Annotated in this window: 17 protein-coding genes; 8 read left to right on the top strand and 9 right to left on the bottom strand. The window is 44.6% G+C overall.

Annotated features, from left to right (window positions below; all coding sequences use genetic code 11):
- Positions 1-61: 61 nt before the first annotated feature.
- The 5 genes from AC30SH_RS00710 to AC30SH_RS00690 all read left to right on the top strand — a co-directional run bounded on the left by AC30SH_RS00710 (position 62) and on the right by AC30SH_RS00690 (position 3,288).
- Positions 62-328, top strand: coding sequence for a YihD family protein (locus AC30SH_RS00710; protein ID WP_109128764.1), 267 nt, complete (start codon positions 62-64; stop codon positions 326-328).
- Positions 329-349: 21 nt separating this feature from the next.
- Positions 350-967, top strand: a complete 618-nt coding sequence (dsbA, locus tag AC30SH_RS00705; protein WP_314885819.1) for a thiol:disulfide interchange protein DsbA — start codon at positions 350-352, stop codon at positions 965-967.
- 59 nt (positions 968-1,026) lie between these two features.
- Entirely contained in the window at positions 1,027-1,356 is a 330-nt protein-coding gene (locus AC30SH_RS00700) for a MaoP family protein (RefSeq protein WP_111305991.1), read from the top strand.
- 73 nt (positions 1,357-1,429) lie between these two features.
- Positions 1,430-2,527, top strand: coding sequence for a tRNA (uridine(54)-C5)-methyltransferase TrmA (gene trmA / locus AC30SH_RS00695; RefSeq protein ID WP_390882338.1), 1,098 nt, complete (start codon positions 1,430-1,432; stop codon positions 2,525-2,527).
- Between the two features lie 2 nt (positions 2,528-2,529).
- A complete protein-coding gene (locus AC30SH_RS00690; RefSeq protein ID WP_314885817.1) occupies positions 2,530-3,288 on the top strand; it encodes a class I SAM-dependent methyltransferase in 759 nt (252 codons plus the stop codon).
- A gap of 6 nt (positions 3,289-3,294) precedes the next feature.
- Here AC30SH_RS00690 and AC30SH_RS00685 read toward each other — a convergent pair whose 3' ends face one another.
- From AC30SH_RS00685 to glmU, 4 genes are all read right to left on the bottom strand, one after another.
- Positions 3,295-4,476, bottom strand: a complete 1,182-nt coding sequence (locus tag AC30SH_RS00685; protein WP_314885816.1) for a glutathionylspermidine synthase family protein — start codon at positions 4,474-4,476, stop codon at positions 3,295-3,297.
- Between the two features lie 2 nt (positions 4,477-4,478).
- On the bottom strand, positions 4,479-5,009 hold the full coding sequence (locus AC30SH_RS00680; RefSeq protein WP_314885849.1) for a DUF1190 domain-containing protein: 531 nt from the start codon (positions 5,007-5,009) through the stop codon (positions 4,479-4,481).
- Positions 5,010-5,329: 320 nt separating this feature from the next.
- Positions 5,330-6,658 (bottom strand): branched-chain amino acid transport system II carrier protein, encoded by a 1,329-nt coding sequence (gene brnQ, locus AC30SH_RS00675; protein WP_314885814.1) that lies wholly within the window; start codon positions 6,656-6,658, stop codon positions 5,330-5,332.
- Positions 6,659-7,185: 527 nt separating this feature from the next.
- Entirely contained in the window at positions 7,186-8,553 is a 1,368-nt protein-coding gene (gene glmU, locus AC30SH_RS00670; RefSeq protein ID WP_230621962.1) for a bifunctional UDP-N-acetylglucosamine diphosphorylase/glucosamine-1-phosphate N-acetyltransferase GlmU, read from the bottom strand.
- Between the two features lie 82 nt (positions 8,554-8,635).
- Here glmU and AC30SH_RS00665 point away from each other — a divergent pair, with 82 nt between their 5' ends.
- Entirely contained in the window at positions 8,636-9,766 is a 1,131-nt protein-coding gene (locus tag AC30SH_RS00665) for an anhydro-N-acetylmuramic acid kinase (RefSeq protein ID WP_314885811.1), read from the top strand.
- Entirely contained in the window at positions 9,763-10,677 is a 915-nt protein-coding gene (gene murQ, locus AC30SH_RS00660) for an N-acetylmuramic acid 6-phosphate etherase (RefSeq protein WP_314885809.1), read from the top strand. Before AC30SH_RS00665 ends, murQ begins: the two co-directional genes overlap by 4 nt.
- An 89-nt stretch (positions 10,678-10,766) precedes the next feature.
- Here the strand turns inward: murQ and lptD are convergent, their stop codons facing one another.
- The 5 genes from lptD to AC30SH_RS00635 form a co-directional block, all read right to left on the bottom strand.
- On the bottom strand, positions 10,767-13,112 hold the full coding sequence (lptD, locus tag AC30SH_RS00655; RefSeq protein WP_489581958.1) for an LPS assembly protein LptD: 2,346 nt from the start codon (positions 13,110-13,112) through the stop codon (positions 10,767-10,769).
- Between the two features lie 66 nt (positions 13,113-13,178).
- On the bottom strand, positions 13,179-13,739 hold the full coding sequence (locus AC30SH_RS00650; RefSeq protein WP_489581957.1) for a DNA-3-methyladenine glycosylase I: 561 nt from the start codon (positions 13,737-13,739) through the stop codon (positions 13,179-13,181).
- 181 nt (positions 13,740-13,920) lie between these two features.
- The gene (tkt, locus tag AC30SH_RS00645) at positions 13,921-15,918 is read right to left on the bottom strand and encodes a transketolase (protein WP_489581956.1); all 1,998 of its coding nucleotides are present in this window, start codon (positions 15,916-15,918) and stop codon (positions 13,921-13,923) included.
- A 129-nt stretch (positions 15,919-16,047) separates the two neighbouring features.
- A complete protein-coding gene (gene tal, locus AC30SH_RS00640) occupies positions 16,048-17,001 on the bottom strand; it encodes a transaldolase (protein ID WP_489581955.1) in 954 nt (317 codons plus the stop codon).
- 275 nt (positions 17,002-17,276) lie between these two features.
- On the bottom strand, positions 17,277-18,323 hold the full coding sequence (locus tag AC30SH_RS00635) for an extracellular solute-binding protein (protein WP_315027754.1): 1,047 nt from the start codon (positions 18,321-18,323) through the stop codon (positions 17,277-17,279).
- A gap of 317 nt (positions 18,324-18,640) precedes the next feature.
- Between AC30SH_RS00635 and AC30SH_RS00630 the strand changes: the two genes are divergently transcribed.
- Positions 18,641-20,005 (top strand): patatin-like phospholipase family protein, encoded by a 1,365-nt coding sequence (locus AC30SH_RS00630; RefSeq protein WP_315027752.1) that lies wholly within the window; start codon positions 18,641-18,643, stop codon positions 20,003-20,005.
- Positions 20,006-20,098 lie beyond the last annotated feature (93 nt).

The raw sequence follows: 20,098 nt of genomic DNA, 5'->3' as shown, positions 1-20,098 counted from the left end.
CTTATGAAGTTAATTCAAGTATGATCCCGCCCGTTTATCTCACAATAATAAGGAAATGCGTATGAAATGTCATCGCCTGAATGAAGTGTTGGAACTTTTACAACCTTACTGGTCTAAAGACCCCGATTTATCATTAATGCAAATTATGCAAAAAATTGCCGACGAGACGGGATTTGATAAACCTCTCGCAGAACTATCTGATGAAGTCATCATTTACCACCTAAAAATGGCCGGCAAAGATAAATTCGAGCCGATTCCCGGCATTAAAAAAGATTACGAAGAAGACTTTAAAACCGCGTTATTAAAAGCGCGCGGTATTATTAAATAAATCGATTATTAAGGATAACAAATGAAAAAATGGTTATTTTTAGCGCTGACAGCAGCGCTATCTGTTTCTGTTCAAGCAGCTAACTTAACGGAAGGTAAACAATATGTGGTGGTAGAAGGGCAACAACAGAGTGCACAACCGGAAGTATTAGAGTTTTTCTCTTTTTATTGCCCGCATTGTTATCACTTTGAAACCCAATTTCACATTCCACAAAAAATTAGCGAGAGCCTGCCGGAAGGCACGCCATTCAAGCAATATCACGTGGATTTTTTAGGTCGCCAATCTGAAAATCTCACGCGCGCGTGGGCGTTGGCTATTGCAATTAAAGCGGAAGAAAAAGTCAAACTGCCATTATTTAAAGCAGCACAAGCCAATACATTGAGTTCTATGAACGACATTCGCCAAATCTTTATTGATAACGGCATCTCTGCCGAACAATTTGACGGCGGTATCAATAGCTTCGCGGTAAACGGTTTAGTCTCCAAACAGCAGCAGTTAGTGGAAAGATACCAAGTGCGTGGTGTGCCCGATTTCTATGTAAACGGTAAATATCGTGTAAACATGGAAGGCTTGGCGCATGATGAAAACACTTTTGTGACCGAATACGTCGAAACCGTAAAAGGTTTATTGCAAAAATAAACAAAAATTGGTTTAATGCCTGCCGATTTTTATTTTCGATACCTATTTTAGAGGATTATATGGCTGAGAGTTTTAGCGTAACCCGTCGTTTTTTTGACGACAAAAACTACCCGCGTGGCTTTGCCCGTCACGGTGATTACACCATCAAAGAAGCACAAGCTTTAGAACAATACGGACAAGCCTTCCGCGCATTAGATTCAGGCGAACGTAAGCCGGTAACCAAAGAAGAAAAAAGCTTTGTTGCATTCTGTCGTGGTGAACGTGCTGCGGAAACTTTCTTCGAAAAAACCTGGCATAAATATCGTAGCCGTATCTCCACCAACAAACGCCTTTACACCTTATCCGGTGTGGTTGGCGTGGACAATCTGGACGACTACTCGGCAGACTAATCACTTAAACAACAATCAGAAGGCTTGGGATTCCGAGCCTTTTGTTTTTACGACCGCCAATCCCATGAATGCTATGCTTAATTTACCCGTTGATCGTTACGCCAAATTGCTCGAAGAAAAGCAACAAAAACTGACCGCACTTTTATCGCCATTTGATGCACCTGATTTACAGGTGTTCGCCTCGCCAACGCAGCATTTCCGCATGCGGGCAGAGTTTCGAATTTGGCACGAAGGCGATGATTTCTATCACATCATGTTCGATCAACAGAGCAAACAACGTTATCGGGTGGATAATTTCCCTATCACCAGCGAACTGATTAATCGCATGATGACGGCATTGTTACCGTTGTTAAAACAGCAAATGGTATTACACCACAGACTGTTCCAAATCGATTATTTAAGCACGCAAAGCCAACAGATTATCGTCAGTTTGTTGTATCACAAAGCCTTGGATGAAAATTGGCAAACCGCTGCGCAAACCTTGCGTTCACAACTCCAACAGCAAGGTTTTAACGTGCAAATTGTCGGGCGTGCCAGCAAGCAGAAAATTTGTCTGGAACAAGATTATGTAGATGAGATCCTACAGGTACAGGGCAAAGACTACATTTATCGTCAAGTGGAAAACAGCTTCACGCAACCAAACGCGGCAGTAAACAGCAAAATGTTGGAATGGGCGGTGGATTGCACGCGTAACAGCTATGGGGATTTATTGGAGCTTTATTGCGGCAACGGCAATTTTTCTATCGCGCTGGCACAAAATTTCCGTAAAGTGTTGGCCACAGAAATCGCCAAACCGTCCGTGGCTGCGGCACAATTTAATATTGCCGCCAACGAGATAGAGAATTTACAGATTATTCGCATGTCTGCCGAAGAATTTACCCAAGCCATGCAAGGCGTGCGCGAATTTAATCGACTAAAAGGCATTGATTTGAAAGCCTATGAATGCAACACCATTTTCGTCGATCCGCCACGCGCCGGCTTAGATGCGGAGACCGTTAAACTGGTACAACAATATGAGCGCATTTTGTATATTTCCTGCAACCCGCATACGCTGTGCGACAACCTGAAAACACTCAGCCAAACCCATCGTATTGAAAAAGCCGCCTTGTTCGATCAGTTTCCTTACACGGAACACATGGAAGCGGGCGTTTGGTTAGTGAGAAAGGGATAAACATGAACATCCAACTGCTCTGCGAAACCAAAACACCGCAAAAACCAACCGCACTTTTTGCTGAAGCCGGCTTAACACATGATCCGAATAGCCCGTTGGCGTTAGTATGGACAGAAGCGGAAGGCACAGAACGCTTGGAATTACGCAAATTAGACGAGCCAAAATTAGGCGCAGTGTTTGTGGATTTTGTCGGCGGTACTATGGCGCATCGCCGCAAATTTGGTGGCGGTCGCGGTGAGGCGGTGGCAAAAGCGGTAGGCATAAAACAAGATAATCTGCCGACGGTGATTGACGCCACGGCAGGTTTAGGGCGTGATGCCTTTGTATTGGCGGCGCTCGGTTGCCAAGTGAAACTGGTTGAACGCCACCCAGTCGTACGTTTGTTGTTACAAGATGGCTTACAACGTGCTTATGCCGACGAAGAAATCGGCTCATGGATGCAACAAAATATGCAACTGTTGCCTTATCAACACATCAATCAACTGAATCCTGACAGGGATTTCGCTGATGTGGTGTATCTCGACCCGATGTACCCACACAAAGCCAAAAGCGCTTTGGTGAAGAAAGAAATGCGCGTGTTTCAACATTTGGTCGGTGCCGATTTAGATGCGGACGAACTACTTGCGCCCGCACTCCAACTCGCCCGTCAGCGCGTCGTGGTCAAGCGCCCTGACTACGCTGATTTTCTCGCGCAAAAAGCACCGCACTTTTCACGCGAAACGAAGAATCACCGCTTTGACGTGTATGTGAAACACGACTGAGCCGTTCTATTCCACAAAATAATGAGGAATAAAATGGCTGTCGTTGCCGGTGACGGCGGTGAAATCTTCGCGCAAGCCCATGCCGCATGCCACATCGCCCACCACCCAAGAACCAATGACCGGATACATTCCGTCAAAATTCGGTAACTCAAATTTCTGCTGATAAATATAGCCTGCATTGGCATAGAAATTTGAATGTTCACTGCCTTTGGCGGCAAACTCCAAGCCGTTATTCTTTTCATAATAAAATACGTTAGCCCCTTCGCGGCCTAATAACGGTTTTTTCACCCAAATGGCGTTGCGATCCGTAATGTCGTGTCGATTAAAATAGGTTGGCAATAAATACGGATGGTTCGGGTGTTTTTGCCACAGTTTAGCGAGCAGGGCTTTATTGCTCAGTAACAATTTCCATGCCGGTTCAAAAAATTGCGTTGCACTGTTTAACATGTGCGGTGCGTATTCAGTGGTTGTCATCCATTCTAACGGATACAATTTGAACAGCGTTTCAATGGGGTGGTTATTGAGATCGACAAATTGTTGCGTGTCGCTATCGTAGCCGATGTTTTCAATGGTCAATCGGTGAATATGCCAACCGGCGTTATAGGCTACATCCGCAAGATAATCCAAATTGCCCCAATCTTCCCGTCCGGCATCCGCCATCGCCGCAAAATGGCAACCGGTTTTGCCGCTTTGCTGTTGCAACACGGAAAAACGGGTAATCAATTCTTCATGAATCCAGTTGAATTGATCGCGATTCGGTAAGCCTTCCACTTGCTCCAACCACTGCCATTGCACCACTGCGGCTTCCAGCAAAGAGGTCGGCGTATCGGCGTTATATTCAAACATTTTGAGATTGTCGCCGTCATAGCCAAAATCAAAACGCCCATATAAGTGCGGTGCGTTTTCACGCCAAGATTGTTCAATCAGATTTTTTTGTAAATCGGTGAAGCGATAGTGCTCGTAATCGCCTTGTTTTACTTCATCGGCGACAAAATCCATGCACATAGCATGCAATTCGTTGGTAGCATCTTCGATTTTGTCGATTTCCGACAATGAAAATTCATAGGCAACATTGTCCGACCAATAATGCGAGCCATCAGTAGAAGGCAGATTGTAATAATCAAAACCCACCTCAAGCAGCTGTTGCACCATGTCGGGACGGGTTGGAATACCGGTGATACGTTTCATGATTAACCACCACCACTTTTACTGGTGTTACTGCTACTAAACCCACCGCGTGAAACAGGTTTACTGTTTGCGCTGCCGACGCCACCCTTAACCAACACCGGTTTCCCCACAGAATGGTTACCTTGCGGTCGAATAATTTGCCCTGTTGGGGTCGAAACGGCACGATTATTGGGATTGTAACTCGGGCCTAGAAAACCACTCATGGCTTTGGCGATCATGTAGCCTGCCGCCGCCCCGGCAATGGCACTGCCGATAGAAGGACCTTCATCGCCGCTGGCTGTGGTAGTTGGCGTTGCATTATTGTCGCCGGCAACTGCGTTATTTTCACTGCTCGCCACGCTGCCATTGTTATTTGCCACAGGACCCGTGTTTGCGCTTTGAGATTTATCCTGTTCGCATAATTCCGGTCTAATCCAGTCAGCAACGCAATCATCTAAGCTGTTGTACACATCCCGTTGCACTTCATCTTCCGAGCAACCACCTAACAGCGCCACTACGGATAATGTCACTAAAATTTGATTTTTCTTTTTCATCATAAACGTTACTAGAAAGTTTTTACTTTCTCCTTTTCATCGTATCTAAAAGACGTTTTCTGTCATATCAAAACATTGAGTCTGAATGGCGCTATCATAGCACAGAGTGGCTGCCTCGATGAGTGTGAAAGAGAAATTAACCGCATTGAAAATTCAGTTAGGAAGCGCAAACGGAATGCTGCCCAACATTAGCAACAGTAAAAGCAAAATAAAAAACACAGAAAAAAACTGACCGCACTTTCAGTCATAGCCCAAAGTGCGGTCAGTTTTAAAAACGTTTTTTAGAAAAAACGGCGAACCTTTTAGATTCGCTGTCACTATTATTCCATTTCAAAAGTTTCACTACGTTGTCGTTGAGGCAATACGAGAGATAAGCCGATACCAACCAGTGCCGGGGTAAGCCAAGAAAGGGAATACTCAGCAAACGGCAGATGGTGAAGGAAATCCGTTAACCACGCTAATTGATAGTGATCTGCAATGACTCCGGCAAGAGAAATCGCCGTCACCAACGCAATGGTAAGTTGCATACCAATTTTGGATAACGCAACAAATTTATTCACGATAATCAGCAACACAATGGCAATCGTGATCGGATAGAGCACTAACAACACCGGAATGGAATATTGGATGATTGCGCCTAAACCTAAATTTGCGATCCCAAAACCAATCAAGGTAAACAGCGTGGCGTAGGTTTTGTAACCCAACTGCGGAAAACGCTCACGGAAAAACTCAGAAACGGCAACAATTAAACCCGCTGTCGTGGTAAAACAGGTCATGGTCACCATCACAGCCAAGAAAATTTGCGCATTAGCCCCAAAAATTGCTTGTGTTGCTTGAGAAAGAATATACACGCCTTTGTTCGTGTCAGATGCCATCACATCCGCGGGCACAGGGAAATGATTACCCAAATACGCCAAGCCGATATACAGCAAACTAAAGCCTAACGCCACCACAAGACTCACTAGCCACACCGTAGAAACATATTCCTGTTTATTTCGGAAACCGAGCTGCTTCAAGGTTTGTACCGCGACCACACTAAATGCCACGGAAGCCAACGCATCCAGGGTGTTATACCCTTCAATGAATCCGGTGCCAAACGCAGAGGTCGCATAGTCGCCAAGGGCAGAAGACGGCGTCGTATCACCGTATTGGAAAAAGCCTAATGTGACTAACAATACGATAAGTAGGGCGAAAATCGGGGTCAAGATGCGGCCGATACTGTCGAGAATTTTGGACGGATTTAACGCAATCAAATAGGCCGCAATAAAATAAATCACCGTAAAAATAATCAACCCGGTAGCACTAAACGATGCCGACAACATAGGTGCTACACCCACTTCATAGGCCACCGTTGCCGTACGCGGAATCGCAAAGAACGGCCCGATGGAAAGGTAAAGCGCGACTAAATACAAGGTTGCAAACCAAGGAGCGATTTTTATCGAAATTTCATACACATAACCTTTCGGGTTAAGCGCACCAATCACCAAGGTGAGAATAGCGATGCCCACGCCGGACAACACAAATCCACTAATCGCTTGCCAAAAATTCTCTCCGGACAACACACCTAGGCTTGGTGGAAAAATCAAATTTCCTGCGCCGAAAAACATTCCAAATAACAGTAAACCTGTCAACGTTGCTTTTTTTATCATAATTTTATTCTTCTCTGTAATTAAGGTGGCGGGAGTATAACACCCTAAATAAGACCGTCAAACGTTGTACAAAAAGAAAGGTGCAACGTGGACAAAATAGCCATTTAATGCTGTTTTTTTAGACATTAAAATTCAAAAGTGTGATCCGCCTCCCTGTTTTTAAATTTGATTTTTGTACACTAAAGATGTGTCGAAGGATCGACAAACTCTCTACTAGGGATTTCGGTAACAGCCTAAAGCAATGGGTTGCCAATATTTTAATAGCGGTGCATGAGAAGATGAATGTCTCTCATGCAATGGGTCACATCCCGAGGGTAAAGTGCGGTTGGAAACGTCAACATTTTTAACCGCACTTTTTTATCAAAACCACCGTCTCAGGTGGTTTTCTTTCGTGAATTGTATACGTTATCAAAAACATTTGCTGAGAAAATGCCGTTAAAATCCACCGCACTTTATTCCTCAAATACCATAAAAAAGAGCAACACAGTCTAGCCATGTTGCTCTTTGAAACGTGAAATCAATTTAACTTATTTCTTCTTCGGTCTTTCCCAACCTTGTACGTGTTTTTGCGGCACACGAGTGGTCACCAGCTCATCTTGTTTCACGTTACGGCGAATGGTGGAGCCGGCACCAATCGTCGCACCGCTTTCAATTGTCACCGGTGCGATAAGTTGGCTGTCGGAGCCCACAAAGACGTTATCGCCGATGGTGGTTTTAAATTTATTGGCACCGTCATAGTTACAGGTAATCACGCCTGCGCCGATATTACAATTTTGACCGATTTCCGCATCGCCCACATAGGTTAAGTGGTTCACTTTAGAACCTTTGCCGATTTGTGCTTTTTTTATTTCCACAAAGTTGCCCACATGGGTGTTTTCTGCCAGTTCGGCGCCCGGGCGTAAGCGGGAGAATGGGCCAATAGCCGCATTGGCGCCCACGGTGGCATCTTCCAGTACAGAATACGGTTTAATTTCCACGTCATCGCCGATGTCACAGTTTGTCAGCACGCAGCCGGCACCGATTTTCACGCGATTTCCCAACCGCACTTCGCCGTTTAAAATCACGTTAACATCAATTTCAACATCCTTGCCGTGAGTCAAGTTACCACGCAAATCAAAACGCTCAGGATCTAACAGCATCACGCCTGCCAACATCAGTTTATCCGCTTGTTTACGCTGAAAATAACGCTCCATGCGCGCTAATTGTTGACGGTTATTAATACCTTCAACTTCCATAAAATCCTCAGCTTGTACTGCAACAACAGCACGCCCATCACGATTTGCTAGCCCAATGACATCTGTAATGTAATACTCGCCTTGCGCATTATTATTGTCTAACTGAGCAAGCCATTTCTTAAAACTCGCGCCGTCAGCAACCAAAACCCCCGTATTGATCTCACGAATCTCCCGTTGTTCCGGTGAGGCATCTTTTTGCTCCACAATCCCAATGACTTTACCGTTTTCACGTAAAATTCGGCCATATCCTGTTGGGTTATCCAATACCACCGTTAAAACAGCAACGCCATTTTCAGGCTTGGCATTAATCAACTTTTGCAAGGTTTCAGGCGTGATCATCGGTCCATCGCCGTACACCATCAAAATATTTTCGTCATCCGCAAAAAACGGTGCAGCCTGTTGCATCGCATGCCCTGTGCCGAGCTGTTCTGTTTGCAAAACCCAATTCACCGGTTCCGCCGCCAAACGCTGTTGCATTAAATCGCCACCGTGTCCGTAAACCAAATGAATATTGCGCGCGCCAAGTTGTTTCGCTGTGTCAATAACGTGTTTCACCATCGGTTTGCCCGCAATCGGATGTAAGACTTTGGGTAAATCGGAATACATGCGGGTGCCTTTGCCGGCCGCCAAAATGACGACGCTGAGTGCTTGAGTTGTCATAAAAATGTCTCTTTTGTTCGCTAAAAATTGCGCACTAGTATATCATTCTTGCCATTTCGAGTTAAGTTAAGGATAAGCCGCCATGCAACAAGAATATTATCTCGGCATCATGTCCGGCACCAGTTTGGACGGTGTGGACATTTCGCTAATGGCATTTGGCGAACAACCGCAATTTATCGCGGCACAATTCACGCCAATGCCCGCAGAATTACGCCAAGATTTATTGCAATTAATTTCGCAAGGCAGTTCTACATTGCAGCAACTGGGCGAATTGGATCAGCGCTTAGCCTTGCTATACGCTAACGCGGTCAATCATTTTCTCACCCACCACCAACTGCAACCGCAGCAAATTCGCGCGATCGGTTGCCACGGACAAACTGTTTGGCATGCACCGCAAGGCAATTTTCCGTTCACCATGCAATTAGGCGACATGAACCTGCTTGCTGCGCGCACCGGCATTGATGTGGTCGGGGATTTCCGACGTAAAGATATGGCATTTGGCGGGCAAGGCGCGCCGTTAGTGCCGGCGTTTCATCAAGCGTGGTTTTATGATGAGAATTGGGCAACTGTGGTACTGAACATCGGTGGTATCAGCAATATATCCATCCTCTTTCCCCATCAACCAATTATTGGCTACGACACCGGCACAGGCAATGCGCTGATGGACGGTTGGATCGAACGCCATCTCGGAAAATCTTATGATGCTGACGGGCAATGGGCGCGTAGTGGAAACGTGCGAGCAGAATTATTGACGGAAATGTTGAAAGAACCTTATTTCCAACTGCTCCCACCGAAAAGCACCGGGCGTGAGTTATTCAATCTTGCCTGGCTTGAAAAAACATTAGAAAAAACCACCGCACTTTTAGGCGAGATTCCACCACAAGACGTACAAGCCACTTTGTTGGAATTTACCGCACAAAGCATTGCACTCGCATTAAATCAACTTGAAACGCCATTACCACGCCGGTTGTTAGTCTGCGGCGGTGGTGCAAAAAACAGCTTGCTGATGGCGCGATTACAAGCGCTATTACCACAATGGCAATGCCGCCCGACCAATGATGAAGGATTGGATGTGGATTATGTAGAAGCTGCCGCCTTTGCTTGGCTGGCTTATCGCCGCATACATAACCAACCGTCTAACTTGCCAAGTGTGACCGGCGCCCAATGTGCGGTCAGTTTAGGCGCAATTTTCCCTGCGGAGACACAGGCATGAGCGAACAGAATTTATTAAACAGTCTTGAAAAAATGTTAAGCGAACAACGTAACCCGAACACTTTGCACATTGATGCTTTATCATCGTTAGAGGTTGTCACGCTGTTAAATCATGAAGACAAACAAGTGGCTTTCGCCGTGGAGAAAAATTTGCCACAAATCGCACAGGCGGTAGAACACATCGTGGCGGCATTTCAGGCGGGCGGACGCTTGGTTTATATGGGTGCCGGCACCAGTGGTCGCCTTGGCGTACTGGATGCGTCCGAATGCCCGCCAACGTTTGGCGTGTCGTCAAGTATGGTGGTGGGCTTAATTGCCGGTGGCGAAACTGCCTTACGCAATGCCGTGGAAGGAGCAGAAGATAATCGCAAAGCAGGCGAGCAGGATTTACGCCATATTCATTTCAGTAACAAAGACGTACTGGTGGGTATCGCTGCCAGTGGTCGCACGCCTTACGTCATCGGCGGCTTAACCTATGCCAAACAACTCGGTGCTATCACGGTTTCTTTGGTCAGCAACCCGAACGCTATCATGAGCGAAATAGCAGACATTGCCATCACCACTGCGGTCGGCCCTGAAGCACTCACCGGTTCTAGCCGTTTAAAATCCGGTACAGCGCAAAAAATGGTGCTGAATATGCTCACCACCGCTGCCATGATTCGTCTCGGCAAGTGCTATCAAAATCTTATGGTGGACGTACAAGCCACTAACCAAAAACTCAAAGCGCGCGCCATTCGCATCGTTATGCAAGCGACTGATTGCGACCAAGCTACCGCCGAACAAACCTTACACACCACCAATGGCAATGCAAAATTGGCGATTATGATGCTGTTGAGCAGATTAGATAAAGCGCAAGCAGAAGCTGTTTTAGCGCAGAACAAAGGGCGATTACAGGATGCGTTGGCAGAGTAAAAATGCAGAGAAAAACGACCGCACTTTAATACCATATAAAAATAAAAAACGTGAGCTTATGGCTCACGTTTTTCATTTATCTCATACGGTTAATATAAGCTGAACGCTTGTAGATAAGGCAATTTTCCGCGTCTCATCATATTTTCGATACCGCTTTGGTGATCATTGCCGAAACCACGTAATTCAAAGGTCACGCCGATGGCATTATCATAAAAAATCTCATCATTTCTTTGATTTTGACGGTTTGTGACATAACGTCTTGCTCCCACACCAACACTCCAGCAACACGTGTTATATTGCAGACCAAGGTATTGTTCTACCGGTTTTTGCAAAGAAAGATCTTGGTAATAACGCCCAACGATTGCCCAGTTATCCGTTAATTCCCAACCGAATTGAATCCCTAACTGATTAATGTCTTGGTTATAGCCTTGAGCATTAGACGTTAAGTTTTGATCGATATATTCTTGACTCACATAACGATAATTTAACTGAATGACATTATGGTTCATTGGGTTAAATTCGATGCCGGTATTTGCTAAAGAAATTTGTTTTAACTGTTGGTCGTATTGAAAACTCGCACGCCAGTGCCATTGTTCATCAATCTTCCAGTTAGACTCAACCGCCCAGGAAGAAGATAAACCGGAGGTTTTATTACGCGGATCATCGTCAATGCGTGAAGATTCCAAATAATAGGTTTGTCCGGCGGCAACATTAAAACGCTCTTCTTTGTTTTCATCAAAGAAGCGCATCGTTCCGCCAACCGTCACTTGGTTGACCGAAGCAATTCGGTCTAAGCCGCTGTAACGGCGATCGCGGAACAAAGAGAAATAGTCTTGTTGCAATAATGAAGAATCGTATCCAAAGCCAAGGTACTCTGAATTTCGTTTCGAGCCGATATTGCTTTGGTTTTTATAAGGGCGATACAAATATTGCACACGCGGCTCAAGGGTCTGTGTGTAGCCGTCTAAGAAACTCTTGTTGCTCGCCAATACGGTTTGGAAATCTGCTTTAAATTGTGGAATTACACGAGTAACGCTACGTTCAACATCCTCGGCAGCCGCTCCCTTACCCCGCTTTTGTTGGTAATGGGTCGCATATAATTTGGTTTCAAAATTTGCGCTACCATAACGATTTGACAACGTACTATTTAAACTTGGCTCAAGGTGAAAACGCCACGCTTTTGGCATGCTTGCACTGTCATTATCAAAGCGCACCGCTTGAGAAAAGAGTTTAAAATCGAGCTTATCGTCAAGCAAACCGTTTTGGTAATAATTGAAATCAATTTGCGGTAACGCACGATAAGGCCCAACATCTACTTCATCAAAAATTTGGAATTGTTTGGCGGAAAGGGCGATATTGTAGTTCGGTTGATAATAGGCTAAACGCGCGATTTGATTCGTATAGCCATCGGTGCTGCTACCATAGTTGGAATCAATATCAGTAAAATAACGTTTGTCACTCACTTTGGTGTAATCAATATCTAAGCGCCAATCCTGTGCAAACGCCGCATTGTGTTTCCAATGGAATAAATGACGTTTACGGTTATCGCTGACATAATCACTTAAGCGGTCATCATTCAAATATTCACCAGCAATTTGCCCTTCACCCAAGGCACTAAGGTAACGAAACTCACCGTTAACTTGCCAACCACGGCGAGACATATATTTTGGCGCAATCGTGGCATCAAAATTCGGCGCAATATTCCAATACACCGGTTGGGCATAGAAATAACCGTCACGGCTGGAATGTCCCACAACCGGCACAAGTAACCCGGAGCGACGGCGATCGCCAATTGGAAGCTGTAAATACGGTGTATAAAACACCGGCACGCCATGTACGCGTAAACGGGCATGCCACATTTCCGCATATTCTTCTTTTACATGTTGACGCATTTCATTGGCGTAAATAGACCAAGAATTATCGTCCGGCAAACAAGAGGTAAAAGTGGCATTTTTCATCACGCGATAGTCATCACGCAATTCTACACTTTCTGCCGCGCCACGGCCTTGGCGATCCACTAATTGATAATTGGCATTTTGAATATCCGTATCTTTGTTGTTTAAATGCACTTTCGCATCGTCACCCAAAAGATTAATTTGGTTGTCCCGGTAATCAAAACCGCCACGGGCAAAGGCATAACGTTCTACGTTATCGCCTGCACCTGTCTGTTGAATCTCCACTTCCGCAGATTGCAAATGGCGAACGCCTTGCTTGATATCTACGTTGCCTTTATAAACACCGCCGTTAGATTGGTTGATTTCCGCACTGTCCGCCTCGATGTAAATCGGCAAATCATTTGGATTTTCGGACACCACCTCACCGCTAAAGTGCGGTACGCCGGATAAACATTGTTTTGCTAAATCGGCGGCACTTGTTGCGCTATAAAGTGCGGTCAAAATTGACAGTGAAATTAAGGTATAAGCATTTTTCTTCATTGGACAACCATTTTTCTAGCCAAATAATGGCGTGATTATACGGGAAAATAAGGGGGATCGCACTGTTTAATCCGGCGATTTACAGTGGCATTCATTCCAGTGATCATTCACCAATCCCATGGATTGCATAAAGGCATAACAGGTGGTTGGACCGACAAACACAAAACCGCGTTTTTTTAACGCTTTTGACATTTCAATAGACGTTGGCGTTTGTGCCGGCACCACCGAAAGCTCGGGGACATCATTCATTTGCGGCTGATGATTCACAAAAGACCAAATAAAATCACTGAAATTCTCACCGCACTTTTTCATGGCAAGAAATGCCTGCGCATTTTTAACAATGGCTTCTAGCTTTGCTCGGTAACGAATCAATCCTGGATTTTGCATACATTGATCAATGTCTTCAGCCGTCATTTGGGCAACTTTTTCCGGATCAAATTGAAAAAAAGCGTTTCGATAATTTTCTCGCTTTTTCAAAATCGTAATCCAAGACAACCCCGCTTGCTGACCTTCCAAACATAGCTTTTCAAATAATTTCTGCTCATCAAATTGCGGCTTGCCCCATTCCTTATCGTGATAATCTCGATAAATTGGCAACTCCTCCGACCAAGAACAACGTTTTATCATACCTCCTCCCTTTATTTCTTTTGCCTCATATTACCTCTCAAAAAAGGTCTAATCATTCTTTTAAAGGCATAAAACCTAACTTCTGAAAGAAACGACTGGTCATTCATTTCATTGATTTGAATTATAAGAAAAAACCACCTCATACAGAGGTGGTTTTTTTTGTTTAAAGTGCGGTCAGAAATTAAAGAATTTCTTTCGCTTTAGCGACCACATTATCCACCGTGAAGCCAAAGAGTTTGAACAATTGGTCTGCCGGTGCGGATTCACCGAAGCTGTTCATACCAACGATACGACCGTTGAAACCGACGTATTTGTACCAGAAATCGGCAATGCCTGCTTCAACAGCCACACGTTTAGTTACCGCACTTGGCAATACGGCTTCGCGATAAGCCTCGTCTTGTTTGTCGAACACGTTCGTACTTGGCATTGAAACCACACGGATTTTTTTGCCTTCTCCAGTTAATTGTTCTGCCGCTTTCACCGCCAATTCCACTTCAGAGCCGGTCGCAATGAAAATCAGATCCGGCGTGCCGGCGCAGTCTTTTAATACATAAGCACCGCGCGCCACGTTAGCTAATTGCTCAGAAGTGCGGTCCATTTGTGCCAAGTTTTGACGGGTGAAAATTAATGCGCTTGGGCCATCGGTTCTTTCAATCGCTGCTTTCCAAGCAATGGCAGATTCTACTTGGTCGCAAGGGCGCCATGTGTTCAAGTTCGGAATTAAACGCAATGCGGAGGTTTGTTCAACCGGTTGGTGGGTTGGACCGTCTTCGCCTAAACCGATGGAATCATGGGTGAACACGAATAAGCTGCGTTGTTTCATTAGTGCTGCCATGCGAATCGCGTTGTGAGCGTATTCCATGAACATAAGGAACGTTGCGCCATAAGGAATGAAACCGCCATGAAGCGCAATACCGTTCATGATTGCCGCCATACCGAACTCGCGTACGCCATAGTTGAGGTAGTTACCATCCACGTTTTGAGTCGCGCGAATCGGTTTAGAACCGGACCAAAGCGTAAGGTTGGAACTTGCCAAGTCGGCAGAACCGCCAAGTAATTCCGGTAACACTTTTGCATAAGCTTCAATAGCATTTTGTGAGGCTTTACGGCTTGCAATGCTTGCCGGGTTCGCTTGTAAATGCTCAATAAACGCCTGAGATTCTTTTGCCCAATCAGCCGGAAGGTTTTTCTCCATGCGGCGGGTAAATTCAGCAGCCAATTCCGGATAGGCTTTCGCATAAGCAGCAAATTTTTCATGCCATGCTTTTTCTAGCTCTGAGCCTTTCGCTTTTGCATCCCATTGTGCATAAATATCGGCTGGGATCTCAAACGGTGCGTAATTCCAGTTTAGTGCTTTACGGGTTAATGCGATTTCTTCATCACCTAATGGTGCGCCGTGGCAATCGTGAGAGTTAGATTTATTCGGGGAACCGAAACCGATAATGGTTTTACAAATAATTAAGGTCGGTTTGTTGGTTTCCGCTTGCGCTTGTTTAATCGCCTCAATAATTTGTGTCGGGTTGTGACCGTCGATTGCCGGAATTACTTGCCAGCCGTAAGCCTCAAAGCGTTTTTGTGTATCATCGGTAAACCAACCGTCAACATGACCATCAATAGAAATGTTATTGTCATCGTAGAACGCAATTAATTTACCTAAGCCCAAGGTACCTGCTAAAGAACAAGCCTCGTGGGAAATCCCTTCCATTAAACAGCCATCGCCCAAGAAAACATAGGTGTGGTGATCCACGATGTTATGACCTTCACGGTTAAATTGACCCGCTAACGTTTTCTCTGCAATCGCCATACCGACTGCGTTGGTGATACCTTGACCTAGTGGGCCTGTAGTGGTTTCAACACCGGGTGTATAACCAAACTCTGGGTGTCCCGGTGTTTTGGAATGTAACTGACGGAATTGTTTTAAATCTTCAATAGATACATCGTAACCGCTTAAATGCAACAAGCTGTAAATCAGCATGGAACCATGGCCGTTAGATAACACGAAACGGTCGCGGTTAGCCCATTGTGGGTTAGTTGGGTTGTGATGTAAAAAATCACGCCATAATACTTCTGCGATATCCGCCATGCCCATCGGTGCGCCCGGGTGACCGGATTTAGCTTTTTGCACCGAATCCATACTTAAAAAGCGAATGGCATTGGCGAGTTGTTGACGAGTTGACATTGTGCCTCCTGATTGAGATAAATTGACAAAATAGGGTGTGCTCATAAAAAAGTGCGGTCAGATTTTTCAGCGTTTTTAAACACGGAAAATGTCCACCGCACTTTTGCTTAATACATAACTAATAAACCATTACCATTTAGACAGTAACATCTCTTCTAATTTGCCTTGGTCAACGGCAAATTTACGAATACCCTCGGCCAGTTTTTCCACTGCCATGGCATCACTGTTATGTTGCCAATAGAATTCAGCTTCGGTTAATGGTTGCGGTTTGGCTTGCACTTCGCCTTGGAAACCCAGTTTTCTCACCACTGCATTTGGTGTTTCGTGTAGGGCTTTTAATAGTGGCGGAGCAATAGTTAAACGGTCGCAACCGGCTAATTCAATGATTTCGCCCACGTTACGGAAACTGGCGCCCATCACCACGGTTTTATAGCCATATTGTTTGTAGTAATTGTAAATTTTGGTCACAGAAATCACGCCCGGATCTTCTGCCGGCGCATATTCTTTTTTATCGGTGTTAGCTTTATACCAGTCTAAAATACGGCCTACAAATGGCGAGATCAAATAAACACCGGCTTCTGCACAAGCGCGTGCTTGCGCTTCGGAGAATAATAAGGTGAGGTTACAGTTGATGCCTTCTTTTTCTAGGACTTCCGCAGCACGGATACCTTGCCATGTAGAGGCGATTTTAATCAAAATACGATTTTTATTAATGCCTGCCGCTTCATATAACGCAATTAGTTTTCTTGCTTTTGCAACGGTCGCCTCGGTGTCATAAGAAAGACGTGCATCCACTTCCGTAGAAACGCGACCCGGCACTAATTTTAAGATTTCCAAACCAATGTTGACTGCCAATTTATCTTCTGCATCAATAAGTTGCTGTGCTTTGTCTTGACTTTGTTGTTTACCATAAGCAATTGCTTCATCAATCAACGCCGCATATTGAGGTAGCGCCGCTGCACTCAGAATCAAAGATGGATTCGTCGTGGCATCTTCAGGTTTATATTGACGAATGGCATCAATGTCACCGGTATCGGCAACAACAACGGTAAGTTCGCGAAGAGAATCTAACTGGTTAGTCATAATGTATTCCTTTATTTGGAGGGTGGAAAAACGAGTTGAATCGTTAAGATAGCTATCTTTGCGCATAGCCAAAAAGTACTAGGAATATACCCCCACTTAGCCCAGAAAGCAACTTTTAAGACGTGTTCTTACGTAATGAAATCAATAGGTTTCATCTTATAAAATAAATGTTAATTCGGTGGATTTTTATCATTTGATGGCTTAAGTAAAAAAACGACCCGCACTTACATATAAAGTGCGGGTCGTTTTTCATGTATTTATTAGCAGAATAGAAATTAATTGGTTTTTAATTGATTCCAATATTTTTCATAAATATCTACCGCGGAGCCTACATCGCTTTGGATAATGCCTTTTTCCACTTCCGCTGCCGGTGGGAATAAAGTTGGATTTTCCGCCATAGTCTGATCCAACAAGGCTTTCACCCCATTATTTGGCATGGAATAACCCAACCGTTCCAACACCACTTTGGCATTTTCAGGACGCAATAGGAAATCGATGAATTTATAGGCATTTTCGACATTTTTTGCGCTTTTTGGAATCGCGTAATTATCCATCCAGAAAATCGCGCCTTCTTTCGGATACACAAAAGCAATTTTGTCATTTTCTTTATGCGCCAAATAGCCGGAACCATTCCAAATCATGCCTAATGACACCTCGCCTTGCACATAAGGCAGTTCCGGCGAGTCGGAATTAAACACCGCCACATTCGGTAGCAGTTTCACCAAGCGCTCATAAGCCGCTTTAATCTCTTCTTCATTGGTGGTATTCGGCGATTTGCCATCTAACAATAACGCAACATGAAATACTTCACGCGCATCACTGGTCAGCAACACTTTGCCTTTGTATTCCGGATTCCATAAATCCGCCCAGCTGGTGATTTTGCTTGGGTCAATATCTTCGGAATTCACCGCCAACCCGGTCAAGCCGTAAACATACGGCAAGGAATACTCGTTGTTCGGATCGAAGTCTTTATGCAATAAATTGTCGGGAATTTGTTTGAAATTGCTTAACTTACTGTGATCGAGCTTTTGCAACATGCCGTCTTTCGCCATTTTGTTCACATAATAGCTGGATGGGAATACCAAGTCATAACCGGCGTTATCAGAAATCAGTTTGAGTTTGGCATACATTTCTTCGTTGCTTTCAAAGGTGGAATAAATCACTTCAATACCGGTTTCTTTGGTAAATTCAGCAACAAGACTGGAAGGAACATAATCGGTCCAGTTATAAACATACAGTTTTTCTTGCGCAAAGGCGGTGGTGGAAAGGAGAGTCAGCGTCAAGCCGAGGGTTTTAAGCGTTTTTGCAAACAAATTTTTCAATTTATTGTCCTCCAAAGCTAATCATAGCGAGTGGTTAATTTTCATAAAGGAACTGAGTAAAAACTCAGCGGGCAGTATAGCAGATTTTAAACGCTTGTCCCGTGCTTTCGGGCAAACCGGGCGAAATTTTACAGCATAAAGTGCGGTGAATTTTCAGGTTGTTTTTATGTAAAACGTTACAGATTCTTACCGCACTTAGGCTGACTCAATGGCATCACCAACCGTCAAAATCCATGATGTGTGATCAACCTCCCTTTCCCCTTGCTTATAAGCGTTGTAGAATAAAAATTATCCAATCACAGCAAAGGGATATTGTTATGAAACACCTTCACTTTTCTTTCAAATTCACCTTACTTGCTGGCAGCCTTGCTTTACTTACCGCATGCCATTCCATTATTTATCACCCCACCAAAACCATCGAGCAAATCGAACCGGAAAAAGGTTATCGTCTGGAAAATGCGATGCAACAGGCGTTGCAAAAAGAAAATTTAGTGATCGTCGCCTTTTCCGGCGGTGGCTCACGGGCAGCTTCTTTGGGTTACGGTGTGTTAGAACAATTCCAACACGCCAGCGTACGTCCAACTGAAAAAGGCGATACCTTGTTACAAAATATTGACGTGGTGTATGGTGTCTCAGGCGGCTCCGTGCTTGCCGCGTATTTTGCGTTAGAAGGACAAGACATTATTCCGAAATTTAATGAGTTCTTTTTGAAAAAGAATTTCCAGAAAAAAGTCATTAACGAAGTCCTTTCTGTAAGCAACGTCCCTCGCCTTACCTCCCCACAATTCGGACGTAGCGATTTGTTACAGGAGCAGCTCAATCTCGCATTGTATGGTGGGAAAAAATTTGCCGACCTTGAACAACGTAAAGGGCCCTTTGCCGTCATTAATGCCACCGACATGACCGCAGAACAAAAAATTTCCTTTACACAAGATTTCTTCGATTGGCTTTGCTTGGATCTCAATGATGTTGAAATCGCCCGCGCCGTGGCTGCATCCAGTGCCGTGCCGCTAATTTTCTCGCCAATCACACAAAACAATCACGGCGGCACCTGCCATGCGGAAAGCAAAAAAAACTTGCTGATGCTGACACAACCGAAAAATCGTCTGTTGTTGAGTAATTTTGAAGCCATGAAAAAACGTGTTGCACGTTACCAAAACAGCGCGGAAAGACCGTATTTACATCTGGTTGACGGCGGCTTAACAGACAATCTTGGCCTAGCCAGTTTATTGGATGTGTCGAATTTACTCAGCATGCGCAAATTATATGCTGAGCTTAAACACTACAATTTACGCAATATTGTGGTGGTCAACGTCAACGCACAAAACGAGCGCACCAGCCACATTGATAAATCTGCCGACGTACCGGGCATCAAAGAAGTGGTGAACACGGTCATTAATGTACCGATTGATAAAACCACGGAATCTACGGTGAAATACTCACAAAAATTTGCCGAACAATGGAACGCTTATGCTAAGCGTAAAAAAGACGTAAAAATTAGAATTTATTTTGTGAATTTGAGTTTGAAAAATCTACCGGAAGGACAGTTGAAAAATGACGTCCTCAACATCGGTACCTCTTTCTATTTGCCGGAGTCTGACGTGGATAAACTGCGCGAAGCCGCTAAAATTTTATTGCAACAATCAAAAGAATATCGCAAGGCATTGAAAGCGTTGCAATAAACAAAACGCAAAGTGCGGTCAAAAAATACACCCATTTTTGACCGCACTTTATACTTTTATGGATGCCAATAAAAAAGTCATTGGACGATATCG

It is taken from the genome of Aggregatibacter sp. HK296, assembly GCF_980469475.1.
This window is presented reverse-complemented; position numbering and strand designations above follow the sequence as displayed.

Coding starts and splice junctions, on each gene's coding strand:
- AC30SH_RS00710 (WP_109128764.1), top strand. CDS start 62: ATGAAATGTCATCGCCTGAATGAAGTGTTGGAACTTTTACAACCTTAC.
- dsbA (WP_314885819.1), top strand. CDS start 350: ATGAAAAAATGGTTATTTTTAGCGCTGACAGCAGCGCTATCTGTTTCT.
- AC30SH_RS00700 (WP_111305991.1), top strand. CDS start 1,027: ATGGCTGAGAGTTTTAGCGTAACCCGTCGTTTTTTTGACGACAAAAAC.
- trmA (WP_390882338.1), top strand. CDS start 1,430: ATGCTTAATTTACCCGTTGATCGTTACGCCAAATTGCTCGAAGAAAAG.
- AC30SH_RS00690 (WP_314885817.1), top strand. CDS start 2,530: ATGAACATCCAACTGCTCTGCGAAACCAAAACACCGCAAAAACCAACC.
- AC30SH_RS00685 (WP_314885816.1), bottom strand. CDS start 4,476: ATGAAACGTATCACCGGTATTCCAACCCGTCCCGACATGGTGCAACAG.
- AC30SH_RS00680 (WP_314885849.1), bottom strand. CDS start 5,009: ATGAAAAAGAAAAATCAAATTTTAGTGACATTATCCGTAGTGGCGCTG.
- brnQ (WP_314885814.1), bottom strand. CDS start 6,658: ATGATAAAAAAAGCAACGTTGACAGGTTTACTGTTATTTGGAATGTTT.
- glmU (WP_230621962.1), bottom strand. CDS start 8,553: ATGACAACTCAAGCACTCAGCGTCGTCATTTTGGCGGCCGGCAAAGGC.
- AC30SH_RS00665 (WP_314885811.1), top strand. CDS start 8,636: ATGCAACAAGAATATTATCTCGGCATCATGTCCGGCACCAGTTTGGAC.
- murQ (WP_314885809.1), top strand. CDS start 9,763: ATGAGCGAACAGAATTTATTAAACAGTCTTGAAAAAATGTTAAGCGAA.
- lptD (WP_489581958.1), bottom strand. CDS start 13,112: ATGAAGAAAAATGCTTATACCTTAATTTCACTGTCAATTTTGACCGCA.
- AC30SH_RS00650 (WP_489581957.1), bottom strand. CDS start 13,739: ATGATAAAACGTTGTTCTTGGTCGGAGGAGTTGCCAATTTATCGAGAT.
- tkt (WP_489581956.1), bottom strand. CDS start 15,918: ATGTCAACTCGTCAACAACTCGCCAATGCCATTCGCTTTTTAAGTATG.
- tal (WP_489581955.1), bottom strand. CDS start 17,001: ATGACTAACCAGTTAGATTCTCTTCGCGAACTTACCGTTGTTGTTGCC.
- AC30SH_RS00630 (WP_315027752.1), top strand. CDS start 18,641: ATGAAACACCTTCACTTTTCTTTCAAATTCACCTTACTTGCTGGCAGC.